21 protein-coding genes are annotated in these 20,314 nt (G+C 30.2%); 17 read left to right on the top strand and 4 right to left on the bottom strand.

Annotated elements, in window-relative coordinates:
• Positions 1 to 6: 6 nt before the first annotated feature.
• Genes AC2TY9_RS02765 through AC2TY9_RS02755 form a run of 3 tightly spaced genes read right to left on the bottom strand, consistent with a single transcriptional unit; the run spans position 7 to position 1,635 of the window.
• A complete protein-coding gene (locus tag AC2TY9_RS02765; RefSeq protein ID WP_489779384.1) occupies positions 7 to 636 on the bottom strand; it encodes an MOSC domain-containing protein in 630 nt (209 codons plus the stop codon).
• Between the two features lie 25 nt (positions 637 to 661).
• A complete protein-coding gene (locus AC2TY9_RS02760; RefSeq protein ID WP_489779382.1) occupies positions 662 to 1,255 on the bottom strand; it encodes a pentapeptide repeat-containing protein in 594 nt (197 codons plus the stop codon).
• Positions 1,255 to 1,635: a thioredoxin family protein gene (locus AC2TY9_RS02755; RefSeq protein ID WP_489779380.1), complete on the bottom strand. Its 381-nt coding sequence runs from the start codon at positions 1,633 to 1,635 to the stop codon at positions 1,255 to 1,257. Before AC2TY9_RS02755 ends, AC2TY9_RS02760 begins: the two co-directional genes overlap by 1 nt.
• A gap of 245 nt (positions 1,636 to 1,880) precedes the next feature.
• Between AC2TY9_RS02755 and aldA the strand changes: the two genes are divergently transcribed.
• From aldA to AC2TY9_RS02670, 17 genes are all read left to right on the top strand, one after another.
• A complete protein-coding gene (aldA, locus tag AC2TY9_RS02750) occupies positions 1,881 to 3,329 on the top strand; it encodes an aldehyde dehydrogenase (protein ID WP_489779378.1) in 1,449 nt (482 codons plus the stop codon).
• A gap of 282 nt (positions 3,330 to 3,611) precedes the next feature.
• Positions 3,612 to 4,520, top strand: coding sequence for a nitrogenase iron protein (nifH, locus tag AC2TY9_RS02745; protein WP_489779376.1), 909 nt, complete (start codon positions 3,612 to 3,614; stop codon positions 4,518 to 4,520).
• 65 nt (positions 4,521 to 4,585) lie between these two features.
• A complete protein-coding gene (locus tag AC2TY9_RS02740; protein WP_489779374.1) occupies positions 4,586 to 4,945 on the top strand; it encodes a hypothetical protein in 360 nt (119 codons plus the stop codon).
• A gap of 140 nt (positions 4,946 to 5,085) precedes the next feature.
• Positions 5,086 to 6,552: a nitrogenase molybdenum-iron protein alpha chain gene (gene nifD / locus AC2TY9_RS02735; protein WP_489779372.1), complete on the top strand. Its 1,467-nt coding sequence runs from the start codon at positions 5,086 to 5,088 to the stop codon at positions 6,550 to 6,552.
• Position 6,553: 1 nt separating this feature from the next.
• Complete coding sequence (gene nifK, locus AC2TY9_RS02730) at positions 6,554 to 8,101, top strand: nitrogenase molybdenum-iron protein subunit beta (protein ID WP_489779370.1); 1,548 nt, start codon at positions 6,554 to 6,556, stop codon at positions 8,099 to 8,101.
• Positions 8,102 to 8,261: 160 nt separating this feature from the next.
• Positions 8,262 to 9,044, top strand: coding sequence for a TOBE domain-containing protein (locus tag AC2TY9_RS02725; protein WP_489779368.1), 783 nt, complete (start codon positions 8,262 to 8,264; stop codon positions 9,042 to 9,044).
• Positions 9,045 to 9,072: 28 nt separating this feature from the next.
• The gene (modA, locus tag AC2TY9_RS02720; protein WP_489779366.1) at positions 9,073 to 9,813 is read left to right on the top strand and encodes a molybdate ABC transporter substrate-binding protein; all 741 of its coding nucleotides are present in this window, start codon (positions 9,073 to 9,075) and stop codon (positions 9,811 to 9,813) included.
• Positions 9,810 to 10,211 (top strand): TOBE domain-containing protein, encoded by a 402-nt coding sequence (locus AC2TY9_RS02715; RefSeq protein WP_489779364.1) that lies wholly within the window; start codon positions 9,810 to 9,812, stop codon positions 10,209 to 10,211. Before modA ends, AC2TY9_RS02715 begins: the two co-directional genes overlap by 4 nt.
• The gene (gene modB, locus AC2TY9_RS02710; RefSeq protein ID WP_489779362.1) at positions 10,204 to 10,887 is read left to right on the top strand and encodes a molybdate ABC transporter permease subunit; all 684 of its coding nucleotides are present in this window, start codon (positions 10,204 to 10,206) and stop codon (positions 10,885 to 10,887) included. The genes AC2TY9_RS02715 and modB overlap by 8 nt, the downstream gene beginning before the upstream one ends.
• A 10-nt stretch (positions 10,888 to 10,897) precedes the next feature.
• Positions 10,898 to 11,575, top strand: a complete 678-nt coding sequence (locus AC2TY9_RS02705) for a phosphoglycolate phosphatase (protein WP_489779360.1) — start codon at positions 10,898 to 10,900, stop codon at positions 11,573 to 11,575.
• Positions 11,576 to 11,580: 5 nt separating this feature from the next.
• On the top strand, positions 11,581 to 13,023 hold the full coding sequence (locus tag AC2TY9_RS02700; protein WP_489779358.1) for an FAD-dependent oxidoreductase: 1,443 nt from the start codon (positions 11,581 to 11,583) through the stop codon (positions 13,021 to 13,023).
• 9 nt (positions 13,024 to 13,032) lie between these two features.
• The gene (locus AC2TY9_RS02695) at positions 13,033 to 13,881 is read left to right on the top strand and encodes an ABC transporter ATP-binding protein (RefSeq protein ID WP_489779356.1); all 849 of its coding nucleotides are present in this window, start codon (positions 13,033 to 13,035) and stop codon (positions 13,879 to 13,881) included.
• 327 nt (positions 13,882 to 14,208) lie between these two features.
• Positions 14,209 to 15,318: an aldo/keto reductase gene (locus tag AC2TY9_RS02690; RefSeq protein WP_489779354.1), complete on the top strand. Its 1,110-nt coding sequence runs from the start codon at positions 14,209 to 14,211 to the stop codon at positions 15,316 to 15,318.
• 11 nt (positions 15,319 to 15,329) lie between these two features.
• Complete coding sequence (locus AC2TY9_RS02685; protein WP_489779352.1) at positions 15,330 to 16,976, top strand: L-aspartate oxidase; 1,647 nt, start codon at positions 15,330 to 15,332, stop codon at positions 16,974 to 16,976.
• Between the two features lie 22 nt (positions 16,977 to 16,998).
• Complete coding sequence (nifT, locus tag AC2TY9_RS02680) at positions 16,999 to 17,208, top strand: putative nitrogen fixation protein NifT (RefSeq protein ID WP_489779350.1); 210 nt, start codon at positions 16,999 to 17,001, stop codon at positions 17,206 to 17,208.
• A gap of 118 nt (positions 17,209 to 17,326) precedes the next feature.
• Positions 17,327 to 18,874, top strand: a complete 1,548-nt coding sequence (locus AC2TY9_RS02675) for a sigma-54 interaction domain-containing protein (protein WP_489779348.1) — start codon at positions 17,327 to 17,329, stop codon at positions 18,872 to 18,874.
• On the top strand, positions 18,864 to 19,373 hold the full coding sequence (locus AC2TY9_RS02670; RefSeq protein ID WP_489779346.1) for a hypothetical protein: 510 nt from the start codon (positions 18,864 to 18,866) through the stop codon (positions 19,371 to 19,373). The genes AC2TY9_RS02675 and AC2TY9_RS02670 overlap by 11 nt, the downstream gene beginning before the upstream one ends.
• Positions 19,374 to 19,394: 21 nt before the next feature.
• Here the strand turns inward: AC2TY9_RS02670 and AC2TY9_RS02665 are convergent, their stop codons facing one another.
• Positions 19,395 to 20,312, bottom strand: a complete 918-nt coding sequence (locus AC2TY9_RS02665) for an AraC family transcriptional regulator (RefSeq protein ID WP_489779344.1) — start codon at positions 20,310 to 20,312, stop codon at positions 19,395 to 19,397.
• Between the last annotated feature and the right edge of the window lie 2 nt (positions 20,313 to 20,314).

Below are 20,314 nucleotides of genomic sequence, written 5' to 3'. Positions count from 1 at the left end.
AGTATCTTAAGAATTATTTCTTTCTAACACAGATAAAAAATCTTTTTTATAGGATTTAGCAATACAATCCAAGTTTAAAATCTCATTTATTATGGTTTTATTTTCTGTAGGAGTTTTTAAATAAAGACTTAAATCTTTAATTGAAATATTTGAAACTCTTTTTTCAAGAATCATTTTGTCTGAAATATTTATTTTCCCCTCTTTTAAAACTCTTACATACCAACCTGTTGCATGATTTCTAGAGATATATCTACTCATCTCCTTTCCAAACAGGGCACCTATTTTCCAACATGGTTGTCTTGGTTGAGAAACTTCAATTTCAATATCACCAATTTTATAAACATCCCCAATAAATATATCCTCTTCTGTACAGTTATCAACTAATATATTACATCCAATAAACAACTTGTCAAAATCTGGATTTTTATCTAAATGTGTTGTACAACCAAAATGAATTGCTTTATCAACTCCACCATGAAATCTTTTATCTACTTGTGTATCACCTAAAAGCCCCAAAGAAGAAACTTCAATCTCTTCTTTAAATTGATCTTTTTTATATCCACTTTCAAACTCTTTCTCACCAAATTCATATTTTTTTGCTTTTCCAAGTGCAATACTTTTAATACTACTTTCCATATTCATAAATTTCCCTCATTTCCAATTATTCACATTTGGTGTTTTTTAAAACGACATCCTCTTTTTTTAAACTTTCACATTGAGCTTTTGTTAAAATTGAATCTTCAAATACAGCTTTAAATCCTAAAACATCTTTTAAAGAAACTAATTTTAAATCGTTTTCAAAAAACTTAGCTTCGGCAATTCTTGAACCATTCATATTGACCTCTTTTAAACTAGCTTCTTGAAACAGTGTATCCCATAGATTTGCATTTTTAAAAGAGGTATTTGATATTTCACTAAATTGAAATCTTACAGCTTTAAATATACTATCTTCAAAATTTGAGTTTGAAATTATAGCACCTTCAAAGTTTGCTAATCTAAAATTAGAGTTTATACCTTTTACATTTTCAAGTGTTGCTCCCCAAAAATTTGCAAAGGCAAAATCAGATAAAGAGATATTAGCACCACTTAAATCAGCTTCACTTAAATTGGCTTTTTTAAAACTTTGTCCAGAAAGATTTGCATTTGTTAAATCACACCCTATGCAAGAGTTAGTTTCTTTTAGTTTTTGTAAATGAGTTTTATCAAAAGAAAAAAGTGAGCTAATTAAAAACAATAAAACTAAAATATATCTCATTAATTAACCTTTGATGCGAAATCTAAAAATTGTTCTTTTTTCATTCCACCCATTTTTTTCTTTAAAACATTTTCTCCATCTTTAGAAATATAAAATCTAGGAATCCCCCAAAACTGCATTTGTTCTGGGATGTTTTTATCTTTAATGTCAAGATCTACAGCTACATAATTTTTATTAATATAGCTTGAAACTTCATCCTGTGTGAAAATATGCTTTTTCATATAATTACATTCAGGGCAGGTTTTAGAACTAATCATTACAAGAAGTTCTTTATTTTCAGATTTTGATTTTTCCAATGCTTTGTTGTAGTTTTTTTCAAAATTAATTGAGGCAAATAAAGAAATAGTAGAAATAAAAGATATTAATAAAAGTTTTAGCATATGTAATCCCTTAATTATTTTTTATAATCATAGGACTTATTTAATTAGGAAGTTTATAAATTGTAAAACTAAATAAAAATTTAAAGTTAAATATGAAAAAATGAAATTGATTGACAGAAGTAAAAATTAAGAGTAAAGTTATTTTAATAGTTTGATTTTCCCTTTAAATAACAAACTTAATTATGAATTAAATCTTGGCTTCATACTAAATGAATAATTGAAATTTCACTCAAAAGGAGTTTATTATGTCAGAAAACAGAGTGTACAAAATGTACATAAATGGTGAATTTATTTCAAAAAATGAAACAATTCCAGTTATAAACCCTGCAGACAAGCAAACAATCTCTTATATTCCAAAGGGATCAAAAGATGATGTTAATAATGCAGTAAATGCAGCTTTTGAAGCGCAAAAGTCTTGGGAAAAACTACCTGCTATTCAAAGAGCTGGTTACCTCAAAAAAATTGCACAAAAAATAAGAGACAACGCAGATATGTTAGCAAAGACTATTACCGAGGAGCAAGGGAAACTTTTAGGTTTAGCTTCTGTGGAAGTTAATTTTACAGCTGATTATATTGATTATATGGCTGAATGGGCAAGAAGATATGAAGGTGAAATCATTCAAAGTGATAGACCAAATGAAAATATTTTTTTATTTAAACTTCCCATTGGTGTAGCAGCGGGAATTTTACCTTGGAATTTCCCATTCTTTTTAATTGCAAGAAAATTAGCACCTGCTTTAGTTACAGGAAATACAATAGTTATAAAACCAAGTAGTGATACTCCAAATAATGCCTTTGAGTTTGCAAAACTTGTTGATGAAATTGATTTGCCAAAGGGTGTATTCAATTTAGTTTCAGGAACAGGTTCAGAAGTTGGAGACTCTTTAGCTGGAAATGAAAAAGTAGGAATAGTTAGTTTCACAGGAAGTGTTCCAACTGGTGTAAAGATTATGGAAACAGCAGCTAAAAATGTAACAAAAGTCTCATTAGAACTTGGAGGAAAAGCTCCTGCTATAGTTATGGCGGATGCAAATATTGATTTAGCAGTAGAAGCTATAAAAAACTCAAGGGTTATAAACAATGGACAAGTTTGTAATTGTGCAGAGAGAGTATATGTTCATAAAAGTATAGAAAAAGAGTTTACACAAAAACTAATAGAAGCTATGTCTGCTACAACATATGGTGACCCACTAAAAGAAGATGTTGATATGGGACCACTTATTAATGAAGCTGCAATCACTCATGTTCAATCATTAGTTGATAGTGCAAAAGAAGCAGGAGCAAGAATAGCTTCTGGAGGGAAAGCTTCATCTAGAACTGATGGATTTTATTATGAACCAACAGTAATTACAAATGTAAAACAAGATATGAGAATTATTAAAGAAGAGATTTTTGGACCTGTACTTCCTGTTGTTACTTTTGAAACCTTTGATGAAGCAATAGCAATGGCAAATGATAGTGAGTTTGGTCTAACTTCATCAATATATACTCAAAATATAGATTTAGCTATGAGAGCTTGCAAAGAGATAAAGTTTGGTGAGACATACATTAACAGAGAAAACTTTGAAGCAATGCAAGGTTTCCATGCAGGATGGAGAAAATCTGGTATTGGTGGAGCTGATGGGAAACATGGTTTAGAAGAGTTTTTACAAACTAAAATAGTATATCTCCAGTATGACATGAATAAACAATAATAATCCATTTAAAATATATGTAAATCCATTAATTTAAATTTTTGGATTTACATAAAATTCATTCAAAAATATCTAATATTTACAAAATTTACACTCAAAAAACAATTGTGTAAATAAGATAAAAATTATCTTAATTTAAATTTTTAAATTCTTTTTATAAACAAAAACCCCATAAATTCGTAGCTCTTAAAAAAATTTCAAATTTCTTTCTTCCTTTCTTACTCTTGTGGAACACTTAGTGCATTAATCATTTTTGTAAATATGAAAATCAAAGGAGATAGAATGTCAGATTTAAGACAAATAGCGTTTTACGGAAAAGGTGGGATTGGTAAATCAACTACATCTCAAAATACATTAGCAGCAATGTGTCATTACTACCAAAAGAAAATTTTAATCGTTGGTTGTGACCCAAAAGCGGATTCAACAAGATTAATTTTACATGAAAAAGCTCAATCAACTATTATGCAGTTAGCTTCAGAAGCTGGTACTGTTGAAGATTTAGAATTAGAAGATGTATGTAAACCAGGTGCAGCAGAATTTCACCCAGATAATACAGATATAACTGAAGGTTATATTAACTGTACTGAGTCAGGTGGTCCAGAGCCAGGTGTTGGATGTGCTGGTAGAGGTGTTATTACAGCAATTAACTTCTTAGAAGAAGAGGGTGCATATGATGATGAATTAGATTTCGTTTCTTATGACGTTCTTGGAGATGTTGTTTGTGGTGGATTTGCTATGCCAATTAGAGAAGGTAAAGCTCAAGAGATTTATATTGTTATGTCTGGTGAAATGATGGCTATGTACGCAGCTAACAATATTTCAAAAGGTATTTTAAAATATGCAAATACTGGTGGAGTTAGACTTGCTGGTTTAATCTGTAATGCAAGAATGACAGATAAAGAGTACGATTTAGCTAAACACTTAGCAATGCAAATTGGAACTCAAATGATTCACTTTGTACCAAGATCTAACCACGTTCAAAGAGCTGAGTTAAGAAGAATGACAGTTGTTGAATTTTCACCATTTTCAGATCAAGCTATGGAATATAAAGAATTAGCTAGAAAAATTATTGAAAATGATTTAAAAGTTATTCCTGAACCATTAGAAATGGATGATTTAGAAAACCTATTAATGGAATTTGGTTTAGAAGAAGAAGTAGATGAAGAAAACTTAGGACAAAAAGAAGCGTAAGCCTCTTATCCTATTGTAAAATAATAAAAAATAAAACATAAAATAAAAATAAAGAAGGAGATAATATGTTTGTATGTGGATACCACTTCCCAGCTGATATGGGTAATGATGTAAGTTTTGAAAAAGTAATAGAAAAAGTTGAAGAAGGCATTGAATCTGCAGGTAAAACTGTAACTATAACAAGTGAAACTAGAGAAGGTGTTAAGCTAGAAGAGATTTCTATACCTGAAGGTTCTTTTTTACATACTGCATTAGTAGATTATTATACTAACACTGAATGTCAAGAAAATGATGGTTTCAAAATGGTTTATTATACAAATAAATACCAAATTTCTGAGATTTCTAAATCAGTTGACGGAGCTTCAACTAAAGCTATTTGTAAAAAATTAGATGACATGAATCTATATAGAGTAAAAGTAGCGTAAGCACTTAGACTGATGAGAAAAGGACAACTTGTTGTCCTTTTTAGGATTTGCTTCTTTAAGGATTTTTTATAAATCCTATTAAAAGAAGTTTTAAAAGAAAGGTTCCCTAAAAAATGGGAACAATTTTTTAAGGAGAAGAGATGGGACCAGAAACATTAGAGAGTCTACAACAAGAAGCTATTGCTGAAGTACTTGAAGCGTACCCAGCAAAAGCTGCTAAAAATAGAGCGAAGCACTTAGGTGTTGATACACCAGAAGGTGTAAAAGGTGCTTGTGATAAAACAAGATCAAACAAACAAACTGTTCCAGGAGTTATGTCGCAAAGAGGTTGTGCTTATGCGGGTTCTAAAGGGGTTGTTTGGGGGCCAATTAAAGATATGATTCATATTTCTCATGGACCTATTGGATGTGGACAATATTCAAGAGGTGGAAGAAGAAACTATTATATTGGTACTACAGGTGTTGATACGTTTGTTACAATGAATTTTTCAACAGACTTTAACGAAAAAGATATCGTATTTGGTGGTGATAAAAAATTAAAGAAAGCTTTAGAAGAAATTGATGATTTATTCCCACTAAATAATGGTGTATCTATTCAGTCTGAGTGTCCAATTGGTTTAATTGGGGATGATATTCAAGCGGTTGCAAAAGTTCACAAAAAAGAAACTGGTAATCAAACAATTGCTGTTTCATGTGAAGGATTTAGAGGGGTTTCACAATCTCTTGGTCACCACATTGCAAACGATATGATTAGAGATTACGTTATGCCTGATGCATCACATAGAAAAGATTTAGATTCTACAGAATATGATGTATCAATTATTGGAGACTATAACATCGGTGGTGATGCTTGGTCTACAAGAATTATCTTAGAAGAGATGGGATTAAGAGTTATATCTCAATGGTCTGGTGATGCTACTTATAAAGAGATTGCAAATGGACCAAAAGCAAAATTAAATTTACTTCATTGTTATAGATCTATGAACTATATTTCTAGACATATGGAGCAAGAATTTGGTATTCCTTGGATGGAATATAACTTCTTTGGACCAAGTAAAACTACTGACTCTATAAGAAAAATTGCTTCATTCTTTGATGAATCAATCCAAGAAAAAGCTGAAGCTGTAATTGCTAAATATACTAAAATGACTGACGAAGTTATTGCTAAATATAAGCCAAAATTAGAGGGTAAAAAAGTTATGCTTTATGTTGGTGGATTAAGACCAAGACACGTTATTGGTGCTTATGAAGATTTAGGAATGGAAGTAATTGGTACTGGTTATGAGTTTGGTCATGGTGATGATTATAAAAGAACAAAAGAAGATTTAGAAAGATCAACTGTTATTTATGATGATGCCAATGAGTATGAACTAGAGCAATTTGTTAAAAAATTGAGACCAGATTTAGTTGCAGCTGGAGTAAAAGAGAAATATGTATTCCAAAAAATGGGTTTACCATTTAGACAGATGCACTCTTGGGATTATTCTGGACCATACCACGGTTATGATGCATTTGCAATTTTTGCAAAAGATATGGATTTAGCTATGAATTCTCCTGTATGGGCTCATACTACAGCTCCATGGGAAAAAGAAGTAGAGGGAGCGTAATATGCAAGACGTAGAAAATATAGTAAACGGACAAAAACTATTCTTAAAGCCTGAATACCAACAAGTTTTAAAGAATAAGAAAGAATTTGAAGGGGCAGCAGGAGCTGTAGCACCTGAAAAAGTAGCAGAAATTGCAGAGTGGACTAAATCTTGGGATTATAGAGAGAAAAACTTGGCAAGAGAAGCAATTACTGTAAACCCAGCTAAAGCATGTCAACCTTTAGGTGCTGTTATGGTTGGATTAGGTTTTGAAAATACTATGCCTTATGTTCATGGTTCTCATGGATGTGTTGCATATTTTAGAACATATTTTACTAGACACTTTAAAGAACCAACTCCATGTGTTTCTGACTCAATGTCAGAGTCTGCAGCGGTATTTGGTGGTTTAGCAAATATGAAAGATGGTTTAAGAAACTGTAATGCTTTATATAAACCTGAAATGATTGCAGTATCTACTACTTGTATGGCAGAGGTTATCGGTGATGACTTAAATGCATTTATTTTAGGTGCAAGAGAAGATGCTGAAGGTGAATTAGATAATATCGAAATCCCTTATGCTCATACTCCTTCATTCGTTGGTTCTCATATTACAGGTTACGATAATATGATGAAATCTACTTTAGAGCAGTTAAACCCAACTAGATCTGAAAGAGTAGAAGATGAAGAAAGAATTAATATTATTCCAGGTTTTGAACCATATTTAGGATCTTTAAGAGAAATCAAGAAAATCTCTAAATTATTTGGTGATAAAATCATTATGATTGGTGACCATGAAGAGCAATGGGATACAGGAGCTGGTAAATATTCTATGTACGCAGGTGGTACTTCAATTGCAGATGCTAAAACAGCAATTAATGCAAAAGCAACTATCTCTTTACAAAAATATTCAACAGTTGCAACTGCTAAGACTATTAAAAATAAATGGAAACAAACTTATGAAAATTGTAACCCAATTGGATTAAGTGGTACAGATGCTTTTGTTATGAAATTAGCAGAATTAACTGGTAAAGATGTTCCTGAAGAATTAAAAGTTCAAAGAGCTAGATTAGTTGATGCAATGCAAGATTCATATCCATATATGCATGGTAAGAAAATTGCAATCTGGGGAGATCCTGATTTCCTATTAGGAATGGTTTCATTCTTAATTGAAATGGGTGCAATTCCAACTCATATCGTATGTCACAATGCTCCAAGAAAAGGTTGGGCTGATGATATGAATGCTATCATTGAAAAATCAAATGCAAAAGATGAAATCAATGTATGGCCAGGTAAAGACCTTTGGGCATTACGATCATTATTATTCACAGAGCCAGTAGACTTTATGATTGGTAATGTTTATGGTAAAGAACTTTACAGAGATACAAAAACTCCATTAATCAGAATTGGTTTCCCAATTTTTGATAGACACCATTTACATAGATACTCAATGAGTGGATATGAAGGTGCGTTAAATCTATTAACATGGATTACAAATGGTATTTTAGATCAACTAGATGAAGAGACTAAAGATATTGCCGAAACAGATTACTTCTTCGATTCTGTAAGATAATCAAGATATTAATCTGAAAATTAACTAGAGGGTTTCCCTTCTAGTTTTTTTTGATATATCGTTATATACTAAGGTAAATAATGATATGATTTTTTTGAGCTTTTGCTCTTTTTTTTAATATATCGCTATATACTCAAATATATAACAATAAGGAAAAACAATGGAATTTACTTCATCCCTTGCTCTTATAAATTCTCAAACTCCGTTTCTTCTTGAAAAAAGAATCAAACTTTTAAAAGAGATTGCAATAGTAGGGTCAATCTCAAAAGCAGCTAAAAATGTTCCTATGAGCTATAAAACTGCTTGGGAAGCCATTGATACTATAAACAATCTATGTCCTGAAAAAGTTGTAACAAAAGAAACTGGTGGAGTTGGTGGAGGTGGAGCAAAATTAACACCCTATGGAAGAAATCTAATTGAAACTTATGAAAAGGTTCAATATGAACATGAGAAGTTTTTAAAAACTCTCTCAAACTTAACAGATTTTAACACAGGGAGTTTAAAATCACTTCGAAGGATAAATATGCAATTGAGTACAAGAAATCAAATACAAGGTGTAGTTGAACTTATTAATAAAGGTGGCGTTAACTCAGAAGTCTTTATAAAACTAAAAAGTGGATACACCCTTGTTGCAATTATTACTAATAGTGCAGTTGATTCACTAAATCTTGCAATAGCAGATGAAGTGACTTCTTTATTTAAATCAAGTTCAGTTTTAGTAACCACAGATTGTAGTTTAACTATTAGTGCAAGAAATAAACTACAAGGAAAAGTTACAAATATAACTGATGGAGAAGTAAATTCAGAAGTTAGTATTGATATTGGTAATGGTGATATTGTTGCATCAATAATTACCTCAGATTCTGTAAAAAGCCTAGGCTTAAAGGTTTCAGATGAGGTTAGTGCTGTAATAAAAGCTAGCGATGTAATGATAGGAAAATAAAAGAATAAAGAAAATAAAAGGAAAATAGATGAAAAAGATTTTAGTATTTATATTTTTAGGTTTAGTATCACTTTATGGTGAAAAGATAAATATAGCAGTTGCTGCAAATGTAAGTTATGCAATTGATGATTTAATAGAAGAGTTTAATAAAACAAATCCAAATACAGAAGTTCAAGTAACACTTGGAAGTAGTGGTAAATTAACTGCTCAAATAAAAAATGGTGCCCCATACGATTTATTTATGGCTGCAAATATGAAATACCCTCAAGCACTTGAAAAAGACGAAATAGCAATTACAAAGCCAATAGTTTATGCCCAAGGAAGTTTAGCAATGCTTAGTGCAAAAAAAATCGATTTCTCAAAGGGATTAGATATTTTAAAAGAAGATAAAATAAAAAAAATAGCCATTGCAAATCCAAAAACTGCACCTTATGGAAAAGCAACAATAGAAGCTTTGAAAAATGCGAAGATTGATGTTTCTAAAAAGTTTGTTTATGGTGAATCTATTTCTCAAACAGTAAGTTATACAATTACAGCTGCTGATTTAGGTTTTATTGCAAAATCTTCATTATATAGCCCAAAAATGAAAAATTTTGAAAAAAACTCAAATTGGATAGATGTTGATGCTAAATTATATACACCTATAAATCAAGGTATAGTAATATTAAGAAAAGCAAAATCATCAAAAGATACAAAAGCATTTTATGATTTCATCTTAAGTGATAGTGCAAAGAAAATATTTAAAGAGTTTGGTTATTTGGTTCCATGAATAAATTAGAGGTAATTGTCAAAAAAATTGATGCTATAGAATCTTTACATATTGTAAGTTTTGATTTTTTTGGAGTCGAGCTTAAAATGATGAGTTTAGAACTTAATGAAAAAATAACTGTAGGAACAAAAGTTGTTCTTGCAGTTAAACCTACCCATGTTAGTTTTGCAAAAAACTTTGATGGACATATAAGTGTTACAAATCAGTTTAAAGCAAGAATAAAAGGTATAAATAAGGGTAAACTCTTAAGTAGTGCAATTTTTGAGGCAAAATATACTCTAATAGAATCTGTTTTTACAAGTGATAGCCTAAGGAGATTAAATCTTCAAGTAAATGATGAGTTTTTAATTTTAATAAAAGCAAGTGACATTTCCATAAAGGAGATAATAAATGATTGAGAATTTTGATTTTGAGCCCTTTCTTATCTCTTTTAAATTAGCTTTTTTTACAACTGTGATATTGTTTATAATAGCATTACCCCTTTCATGGTTTTTATCACAAACTAAATCAAAATATAAACCCTTTATTGAAGCAATTACAGCATTGCCAATTGTTCTACCACCTTCTGTTTTAGGTTTTTATATTCTTTGGGCATTATCTTATAATTCACCAATTGGAAACTTTTTCGAAGAAACATTTGGGATAAAACTTGTTTTTAATTTTGCTGGTCTTGTAATAGCTAGTTGTTTTTATTCTTTGCCTTTTATGGTACAACCCCTTCAAAGTGGCTTTGAAAGTTTAAATAAAAATATGTTAGAAGCTAGTTTTGTTGCAGGCAAAGGTAAAATTGAAACTATATTTAAAATAGCTATTCCAAATATAAAACCAGCATTATTAACAGCTATTATTGTAACATTTGCACATACTGTTGGTGAGTTTGGAGTGGTTTTAATGGTGGGAGGAAGTATCCCCGGAGAAACAAAAGTAGCCTCAGTTGCTATTTATGAATTTGTAGAGATTATGGATTATACGCAAGCTCACATTTATAGTGCTATTATGATTGTCATAAGCTTTTTAGTATTACTTAGTGTTTATGTCTTTAATCAAAAACAAAATAAAAAATTTGGTATTTAAAGAGAAAATTATGAAATTAGAAAATAAAAAACTTATAATATTTGACTTTGACGGAACTTTGATTGATAGTGCCCCTGATTTAACAGAGGCAGTTAATTATATGCTTGAGAAACTTCAAATGGAGCCAGTATCTATTGAGAAGGTAAGATCATGGATAGGAAATGGTGCTTCAAAACTTGTAAAAAGAGCCTTAAGTGGTAGTGTAGTTGTTGATAAAGAAAAGTTCAATGAAGAAGTTTTTACAAAGGCATTGGGCTATTTCTTTGACCATTATTCCCTAAATGTAGCAAAGCATACAAGCCTTTATGAGGGAGTAGAAGAAACTTTAGAAGAGTTAAAAGAAAAAAAATATAGTTTTGCAATAGCTACAAATAAACCCCATGAATTTATTGAACCAATTTTAGAAAAATTTGAATTAAAATCATTTTTCAAACTTTATTTAGGTGGAAATAGTGTTGAGAAAAAAAAGCCAGACCCAATGATGTTACTAAGAATTTGTGAACAGTTAGGTTATTCAGTCGAAGAAAGTGTAATGATTGGAGATTCTAAAAACGATATATTATCAGCAAAAAATGCAAAAATGGATTCCATTGCCATGACTTATGGTTACAATTATGATGAGGATATAAAAGTTTATGAACCAAATATAATATGTGATAGATTTAAGCAGCTAAATGAGGTTTTATAGTATAGATGCAAGAGAAAATGAAGATTGCAATTATAGGTGCTGGAATAGCAGGTAGTACAGCGGCAATTTATTTAGGAAAATTAGGTCTTGATGTAACTTTATTTGAGAGGGGAACTTCAATAGTGAGTGGTCCTCCTTTTTGTCATCTACATGCAGGTGGGAACCTTTATCGTGAGATATCAGATGAAGCTTGTGTAACTTTACTAAAAGAATCAATTGAGTTATTAAGAATGTATCCACAAGCAATTGACTATAGACCAACAGTCTTAGCTATACCTACAGTTGATAATGGTGAAGCAAAAGATCTATTTAAAAGACTTGATATTTTAAAAGAAGAGTATAGAAAACTTGTAGATAAAGATAGTAAAAATGAAGTTTTAGGGAAAGTTGAAGATTATTATAAAGTTTATACAAAAGAAGAATTAAAAAAATTAAAAGAGAAAAAGACAGAAAAAAAACCTGAAAATTTTGATGAATGGATGATACCCGTTGCAAAAAATGTAGACCTTGATAAAATAAAAGATACTTTGATACTGGTACAAGAGTATGGTTTAAATATTTTTAGATTAAGTGCAAGTGCTAAAATGACCTTAGATGAGATGTCAAATATAAAAATTAAACTAAATACTACAGTTTCCAATATTATAGAAGATGAAAGTCTAAAAAACTTTGTAATTGAATTTAAAAATGACGAGCTAATAAATGAACAAAGATTTGATTATATAATCAATGCAGCAGGTTTTAGAACAGGTAAGATTGATGATATGCTTAAAGTAAAAGCTAAAAGATTAGTTGAGTTTAAATCTGCATATGTTAGTAAATGGAATGACTGTGATACTATTTGGCCAGAGGTTATCTTTTATGGAACAAGGGGAACACCACAAGGAATGGCTCAATTTACACCATATCCAAATGGTCATTTTCAAATACATGGGATGACAGAAGAGATTACCTTATTTAAAAATGGTCTAGCAAAAAGTTGTGAAAATAGTTCTCAACCAAAATTAGAAAAAAAGTTTGTGAAAAAGATTACCCAAGGTTGGGAAAAGTCTGACATAGAAAATAGAACAAAAAGTGCAATTAATTATATTAATCAATTTATCCCAAGTTTCAAAAATGTAGAGGTTGCTTCTAAACCTTTATATGGAGCTCAACAAATCCCAGGTGATGAGGTTAGTTTAAGAACTGCTGATGTATGTTTTGAAAGTGAAAGATATGCAAGATGTGAGATTGTAAAAGCTTCATCGGTTTTAACTATGAGTGATATGATAATCAAGAGTTTAATAAACCTTTTCGCACTTCCTAATAATGTTTATAAAAATAGAACTCAGATTTTTGATAAGTTTCAAGATAAAGAGAAACTAGATTCTTTGTCAAAAGAGATTGCAAAACAAAGGGATTATCCAGAAGACTTAGCAATGCTTATAAACGACAAAACACTTAATTAGGCCTAATAAATGATTAAAATAGATATAAAAAAACAGCTTCATGGTTCAAATGGTCAAATGCTTTTAGATGTAAATCTTGAGATAAAAAAAGGTGATTTTATAGCATTGAGTGGTTTAAGTGGGAGTGGTAAAACAACACTTTTAAGAATCCTTGCTGGCCTTGAAGATGGTTCTGGAGTAATTAAAATAGATGATAAAATCTGGTTAGATGAGAAAATTAAACTTCCAACACAAAAAAGAGAGATAGGTTTTGTTTTTCAAGATTACGCTTTATTCCCTAATATGACAGTTCTTGAAAACCTACTTTATGTAAAAAAAGATTTAGACTTAGCAAATCATTTACTTGACATCACAGAGTTAAGTGAACTAAAAAAAAGATTACCAAATATGTTAAGTGGTGGACAAAAACAGCGTGTAAGTTTATGTAGAGCTTTAATGAATAGACCAAAACTTCTACTTATGGATGAGCCTTTATCTGCATTAGACCCAGCTATGAGAACAAAACTTCAAAATGAGATATTGCAACTTCATAAGGAGTTTGAAACAACTACAATTATGGTAAGTCATGATCCAAGTGAAATATATAGATTAAGTAACCGTGTTCTAGTTTTAAACCAAGGAAAGATTATTGATGATGGTGATGCTAAAAAAGTACTTCTAAAAACAACAGGTAGTGCTAAATTTTCCTTTGAAGGAGAGCTTTTAGAGATTGTGAAAATGGATGTGATTTATGTGGCAATTGTATCAATTGGGCAACAACTAGTTGAAATCGTTATTAGTCAAGAGGAAGCTTCTAATCTTGAAATTGGGCAAAAAGTAAATGTAAGTACAAAAGCTTTTGCTCCAATAATCTCTTAATCTACAAAATTGTAACTTGAAATAATAGTTCATGGAACATCATTTGCATTGTCTTTTTTAAAAAAAGGAGAGATGATGTTTTTACTTGAACAATTCCTATTACCTGGTATTTTAGTGTGTTATACAGCTGGTATAATTCTTTACACAAACTACAAATATAAAAATTCATAATTTCAGTGGAACACTTCTTGCATACAGTATATTAACCTTTTGTAAATTAGATTTCATTAGAGTAAGGATTAGTCTCCTTACTCTTTTGTTTTTATACAATACTTACATTGGTGAAAGTAGTCTCTTATAATTGGGACAATTAATGAGGATATTTTTATGGCTGAAGCTACATTTGATGATACATTAAATTTTGCAAAAAAATTCAAAAACTATAAAGACTTTTATATAAAACACAACGATTTAATATTTTCTAAACTTGGTCTTGGAACATTTAATAAAGAACCATACAAAGAGGAAAACTATGTATTTCATTATATTGAAGGTGTAAAAGAAGCTATTAGAAGTGGAATAAATCTTATAGATACAGCAAGTAATTATAGATATGGACAAAGTGAAAAAGAGATAGGCATAGCTTTAAAAGAATTATTAGATGAAGAAGAGATTAAAAGAGAAGAGTTAATAATCTGCTCAAAGGGTGGTTTTATTCAATTAGATTACCCCTTTCCAAAAAATCCTTATTCATGGATTGATGAAAATATTATACAAACAAAATTAGCAACAAAAGATGATATAGAATTAGATCAACATTGTATGACACCAGATTTTTTAGAGTGGTCATATGAAAAGTCTTTAAAAAATTTGGGTGTTGATTCAATTGATATTTATTTTTTACATAATCCAGAGATGCAATTATTAAAACTTGGGTACAAAAAGTTTTTAAAAAAGATTGAATCGATTTTTAAAAGATTTGAAAAAATGGCAGATTCTGGAAAAATCAAATATTATGGAATAGCAACGTGGAATGGTTTTACTGAAAAATCAACTGGAGAGCATATCAATCTAGAAGATTTGGTTGAAATTGCAAAAAAAGTTGGTGGAGAAAATCATAAATTCAAATATATTCAAACACCATTTAATTTAGCAAAAACTTCAATTTATACATTACCAACACAAACTGTAAAGAATGAAGAGTGTACAGTTCTTCAATCAGCGCATAGACTTGGATTAGGAGTTATTTCTAGTTCATCATTACTTCAAATGAATTTATTTAAAAAATCTTTCAAACCAGAAGCTGGTTACCTTTTAGATGCTAAAATGGTTTTAGAAAATGATATTCAATTAGCACTACAATTTGTACGTTCAACTCCAGGGATTATTAGTTCACTATTTGCTTCAAAAACTCCTGTTCATATAAAAAAGAATTTAGAGATTACAAAAATAAAAGCTACTCCTCGAGCAAATTATGACCTAATGTATAGAGTTTAAGAAGTTTGGCGATGATTTATGATGTGATTGTAGTAGGTGGAGGTGTAGCTGGACTTATGGCTGCAATTGAAGCTAAGAACCAAACAAATAAAGTAGCAATAATTACTAAGGGTAATATTTTTAAATCAAACTCTTCTATGGCAAGTGGTGGAATTAATGCAGTTTTAGATTCAAATGATAAAGAAGCAATTCAATCACACATAAATGACACTTACAACTCTTCTAAGGGTTTAGGAGACTTAAAATCAATTACATATATGTGTAATCAAGCTTCAGAGATTATATCTAAACTGGTGAGTTTCGGGGTTCCTTTTGATAGGGATGAAAAAGGGGATATTGCACAACGTCCATTTGGTGGAGCAGGGACAAATAGAACTTGTTATGTTGGTGATAAAACAGGCGGTGCAATCACCCAAGCACTTATAAAAAAAGCTAAATCATTGGGGATTACTTTTTTAGTAAATAGATATGTTTTAAATTTAACTACCCATGAAAAAACAATTAGTGGGGTTACCGTTTTAAGAAGAAGCGACTCAATGGTAATTGTTCACCCAGCAAAAGCAATAGTTCTTGCAGGTGGGGGTTATGCTGGAATTTTTAGAGGAAATTCAACTAATGCACAAGATTATACAGGTGATTTATTAGCTGTTTGTTTAAGAGCTGGATTAAGTTTAAAAGATATGGAATTTATTCAATTTCATCCAACAGGAATTGCAAAAACAAATTATCTTGTAACAGAAGCTGCAAGAGGTGAAGGTGGTTACTTAGTTAATAGTGATGGTGAAAGGTTTGTAAATGAACTTGATACTAGAGATAAGATTGCTAAAGCTATACTAGAACAAAAACAAAAGGGGCAAAAGGTATTTATTGATTTAAGACATTTGCCCTTAGAAAAGATTGAAACAAAATTACCTTCACTTTATTCTGTTGCTTATAATCAAGTTGGAGTAAATTTAAGTAAAGATTTACTTGAGATTAAACCAGTAGCCCATTATACAATGGGTGGGGTTGAAACAAATATGACAAAAACAAAGATAAAAGGATTATATTCCTGTGGTGAGATGGCTTGTGAAGGTCTTCATGGGGCAAATAGACTTGGGGGAAACTCTTTATTAGAAGGAACAGTTTTTGGAGAGTTAGCAGGAAGAAAAGCTTTAGAATACTCTAAAAAAACTGATTTTTTACCAATAGATTACAATTATGTAATAAAGGATATTGAGAATATTGATAAATTATTTCAAGGAGATACTTCAAAAAACTTTAATGCAATTAGAATTTCCCTTGGTAATTCTATGTTTAATGATGTGGGAATTTTAAGAACTAAAGACTCCCTTGTTAGAGCCTTTGATTATGCAAAATATCTAAGAAATCAATCATATTCTCTTCATTGTATAAATAAAGAAAAAAGAAACAATGTAGAACTCGTTTCTATTTTGGAGTTAAGAAATGCACTTGAAGTAGCTGAAGCAATAATCTTATCAGCTAAAAAAAGAAAAGAGAGTAGAGGAAGTCACCATAGAAATGATTTTACTAAAACAGATGAAAGTTTCTCAAAATCTATTTTAGTAAAAGAGTTTCAAAAAGGTTTTTTTAAAGTAGAACTTGAAGATAAAAGCTTTCTATCAACAGTTAGAAATTTGATTATAAATAAAGTATAAACCAAAAAGGAGAAGATTAAAAATGGCAAAAGTTATGTTAAGAGAAAGCGAAGGAATAATCTATTTTTATGTTGCAAAAAAAGACATGGAAGAGACAATAGAAACACTTGAATTTGATAGTGAAGAGCAATGGGGTGGAGAGTGTGAATTATCTAATGGAGAAACATGGTGGATACAACCAGGACCTAAAAACTTACCCAAAGAGGAAGTCTGTAAAAAAATAGCTGACTAGTTGAATAAATATTCAGATTGACTAAATATTGAACAGTTTTTAATAATAAAACTGTTCACTTTCTTATATACTTATATTGTGTAGTAAAATCTAATTTAATCCCCAAAAAGGAACATCAATGACATTAATGGACGACAGAGGGTCATGCGAAACCTGTGTTACGACAAAAGAGTTGACAACTTTATATGATATTGCAGCGATGATTACAAATCAACATGATCTGGAAACATCAATTGAAAAATCTATGAAGATTTTAAAAAACTCTTTAAACCTTACAAATTGTTCAGTACATATCCTAGAAGATGAAGAATTAAATGTTTTCGCTTCGATTGAGATGACTACAATTCAAAAAAAACTATCTACTTATAGCATTGGAGAAGGTGCTACTGGTATGGCAGCACAATCAAAAGAACCTATAGTGATTGAAAATATACATAGTGATTCACTTTATTTAAATAAATCAGGAAAAAAAGACTTTAATAACCTTTCTTATGTTGCTGTACCTTTAGTTGTTGAAGATACTATTATTGGAGTATTGGGAGCAACAATTACAAAATCAACAGAAATAGGATTTGAAGATTGTGTAAGAATACTAACAATTATTGCATCACTTTTTGCCCAAGCAATCTATTCATTTCAATTAAATACAAGTGAAAAAGAAAGATTAAAAGAGCTAAAACTTTATTATAAAATGGAATGGGATTCAAAGGTTCATAATTTTGGAGATATTATTGGGGATAGCCCAAAAATGAATACAGTATTCCAAGTGATTCAAAGAATTGCACAATCAGATGTAACTGTACTTGTTCGTGGAGAAACGGGAACAGGTAAAGAGTTGGTTGCCTCTGCAATTCATAAACGAAGCAAAAGAAAAGATGAACCTTTTATTAAATTAAATTGTGCAGCAATTACAGATTCTTTACTTGAAAGTGAACTTTTTGGTCATGAAAAAGGTGCCTTTACAGATGCAAGAGAAACTAGAAAAGGTAGATTTGAACTTGCTGATGGAGGAACTTTATTTTTAGATGAAATAGGTGATATCTCACCTTCTGCTCAGGTAAAATTATTAAGGGTTTTACAAGAAAGAGAGTTTGAAAGAGTTGGTGGAAGTAAGACTATTAAAGTAAATGTTAGACTTGTTGCTGCAACCAATCGAAACCTAGAACAAATGGTAAAAGATGGAAAGTTTAGGGAAGATTTATATTATAGACTAAATGTTATTCCTATTGATTTGCCTCCTTTAAGAGAAAGGGGAGATGATATTAGACAATTAGTTGATTTTTTCCTAGAAATGGCAATTAAAAATCATAAAAAACCTGTTAGTTTATTACCAGAAGCTATGGATATATTATGTAAATATCCTTGGCCAGGAAATGTTAGAGAATTAGAAAATACTATTGAGAGAATTGTTTTAATGGGAAGTGAAGATATGAACAAGATGGATATGCTTTTCTTACTTCCAGCACTTAATGATTTAAATCTAAAAAAAGAGTATAAAACTATTCCAATGGAGAATAAAACTTTAGAAGAGATTGAACAAGAAGCTATTGAAACAGCATTAGAAAACAATAATTTCAATCAATCTAATGCAGCCAAAGAACTTGGAATAACACTTAGACAAATGGGCTATAAAATCAAAAAGTATGGAATCTCAAATGAAATATAAAAATGAAGAGTTTCAACTAACTGATGAGTTTATAGATATTGGTTATATGGCTGAAGAGATTGAAGCAGTTGATTTGGAAGCTAATGAAATCATATTAAAAAAAGCAAGTGCAAATAGAATGATTCAAATCTTTATCTCTTTTCCAAATTATGAAGATTTTAAAGATGAGATTTTAGCATTTGATGAGTTTATGAATAATTCAAAAGTTGAGATATTTACATATATTTTATTTAATGAAAATCTTCAACTCCCAAAATTCAAAAAACTTGTTCCTGTATTTGATGTCAATGAGGATTTTGCAAATATGTATGGTACAAAAATAGTTACTGGAAGTTTAGAAAACAAACTTACAAAAGCTTTATTTTTAATTGGAAAAGATGGAGCAATTTATCATATAGATATGCCAGATGATCTAGAAAAGCCTTTTGATATGGATAGAATTAGAGTTGAACTAAATAAAGTATATCAATCTTACACAGGAGTGGGATGTCACGGTTAGTAATCTAATTCTATCAAAAAGTTATGCTATTGCTTGCTCTTTTAGATATTGAGCGTGGGCTTTAGGAGACATACCAAACATTCTTGAGTATTCTCTACTAAACTGTGATGGGCTTTCATATCCAACTTCAAAGGCTACTTGTGAAGCTTCAATGTTTTGATTTAAAAGCATCAGTTTCGCTTCTTCCAATCTAATCTTCTTTTGAAACTGAATAGGTGTCATTGACGTTATAGTTTTAAAATTATCGTATAAAGATGATTCACTCATATCTATTAATTTTGCTAGCTCTTTTACATTTAATTTTTCATTGAAATTTTCTTTTATTTTAGAAACAACTTTTACTATTTTATTTGATATAGTCCCTTCCATAGCAAACTTATTTAAGAAATATCCACTTTCATCTTTTATCAAGATATAAAGAATCTCTTTTATAATCAATGGAGAAAGGAAATTGACCTCTTCCTCAGATTGTTCAAGTAGTTTTACAAGTCTCACTACAGGGGCATATATTCTTTCATTTAAATCATCAAGAAATAAACCCTTTTCTATCTTTTTTGAAACATCAAACTTACTAGTATCCAGTTTTTTTAGTACATCATAAATCTCTTCAAGTGAAAACCTAATTCTTAGTGAAACATAGGGTCTTTCTTCACTTGCATCTTTTATTCTAACTTTAGCGAAGAGGTTAGCTGCTGATAAAAGATATTTTTGAGTATCATATCCTAAAGGCTCACTCCCAAAATCTATCGCCTTACTTCCTTGTAAAATAATACATAATGAAGGTTCATAAGCTGTTGTATTAAACTCTGTTTCCCCTTGTGCAAAATAAAAATCTAATGCAGGAATTTGAGATTGTAAAGCACCTTCTAAGTCTAAAGAATATTTGTTTTTAACAAGATCTAAAAGCTCTATTCTACTTTTTTTAATAAATTCTTTCATCT

It is taken from the genome of Arcobacter sp. ISO1, assembly GCF_058105185.1.
Note: the sequence above shows the minus strand (reverse complement) of the source record. Positions and strands in the feature narration are given on the sequence as shown.

Excerpts from the sequence above, each read along its gene's own strand:
- AC2TY9_RS02765 (WP_489779384.1), bottom strand. The coding sequence starts at position 636 with ATGGAAAGTAGTATTAAAAGTATTGCACTTGGAAAAGCAAAAAAATAT.
- AC2TY9_RS02760 (WP_489779382.1), bottom strand. The coding sequence starts at position 1,255 with ATGAGATATATTTTAGTTTTATTGTTTTTAATTAGCTCACTTTTTTCT.
- AC2TY9_RS02755 (WP_489779380.1), bottom strand. The coding sequence starts at position 1,635 with ATGCTAAAACTTTTATTAATATCTTTTATTTCTACTATTTCTTTATTT.
- aldA (WP_489779378.1), top strand. The coding sequence starts at position 1,881 with ATGTCAGAAAACAGAGTGTACAAAATGTACATAAATGGTGAATTTATT.
- nifH (WP_489779376.1), top strand. The coding sequence starts at position 3,612 with ATGTCAGATTTAAGACAAATAGCGTTTTACGGAAAAGGTGGGATTGGT.
- AC2TY9_RS02740 (WP_489779374.1), top strand. The coding sequence starts at position 4,586 with ATGTTTGTATGTGGATACCACTTCCCAGCTGATATGGGTAATGATGTA.
- nifD (WP_489779372.1), top strand. The coding sequence starts at position 5,086 with ATGGGACCAGAAACATTAGAGAGTCTACAACAAGAAGCTATTGCTGAA.
- nifK (WP_489779370.1), top strand. The coding sequence starts at position 6,554 with ATGCAAGACGTAGAAAATATAGTAAACGGACAAAAACTATTCTTAAAG.
- AC2TY9_RS02725 (WP_489779368.1), top strand. The coding sequence starts at position 8,262 with ATGGAATTTACTTCATCCCTTGCTCTTATAAATTCTCAAACTCCGTTT.
- modA (WP_489779366.1), top strand. The coding sequence starts at position 9,073 with ATGAAAAAGATTTTAGTATTTATATTTTTAGGTTTAGTATCACTTTAT.
- AC2TY9_RS02715 (WP_489779364.1), top strand. The coding sequence starts at position 9,810 with ATGAATAAATTAGAGGTAATTGTCAAAAAAATTGATGCTATAGAATCT.
- modB (WP_489779362.1), top strand. The coding sequence starts at position 10,204 with ATGATTGAGAATTTTGATTTTGAGCCCTTTCTTATCTCTTTTAAATTA.
- AC2TY9_RS02705 (WP_489779360.1), top strand. The coding sequence starts at position 10,898 with ATGAAATTAGAAAATAAAAAACTTATAATATTTGACTTTGACGGAACT.
- AC2TY9_RS02700 (WP_489779358.1), top strand. The coding sequence starts at position 11,581 with ATGCAAGAGAAAATGAAGATTGCAATTATAGGTGCTGGAATAGCAGGT.
- AC2TY9_RS02695 (WP_489779356.1), top strand. The coding sequence starts at position 13,033 with ATGATTAAAATAGATATAAAAAAACAGCTTCATGGTTCAAATGGTCAA.
- AC2TY9_RS02690 (WP_489779354.1), top strand. The coding sequence starts at position 14,209 with ATGGCTGAAGCTACATTTGATGATACATTAAATTTTGCAAAAAAATTC.
- AC2TY9_RS02685 (WP_489779352.1), top strand. The coding sequence starts at position 15,330 with ATGATTTATGATGTGATTGTAGTAGGTGGAGGTGTAGCTGGACTTATG.
- nifT (WP_489779350.1), top strand. The coding sequence starts at position 16,999 with ATGGCAAAAGTTATGTTAAGAGAAAGCGAAGGAATAATCTATTTTTAT.
- AC2TY9_RS02675 (WP_489779348.1), top strand. The coding sequence starts at position 17,327 with ATGACATTAATGGACGACAGAGGGTCATGCGAAACCTGTGTTACGACA.
- AC2TY9_RS02670 (WP_489779346.1), top strand. The coding sequence starts at position 18,864 with ATGAAATATAAAAATGAAGAGTTTCAACTAACTGATGAGTTTATAGAT.
- AC2TY9_RS02665 (WP_489779344.1), bottom strand. The coding sequence starts at position 20,312 with ATGAAAGAATTTATTAAAAAAAGTAGAATAGAGCTTTTAGATCTTGTT.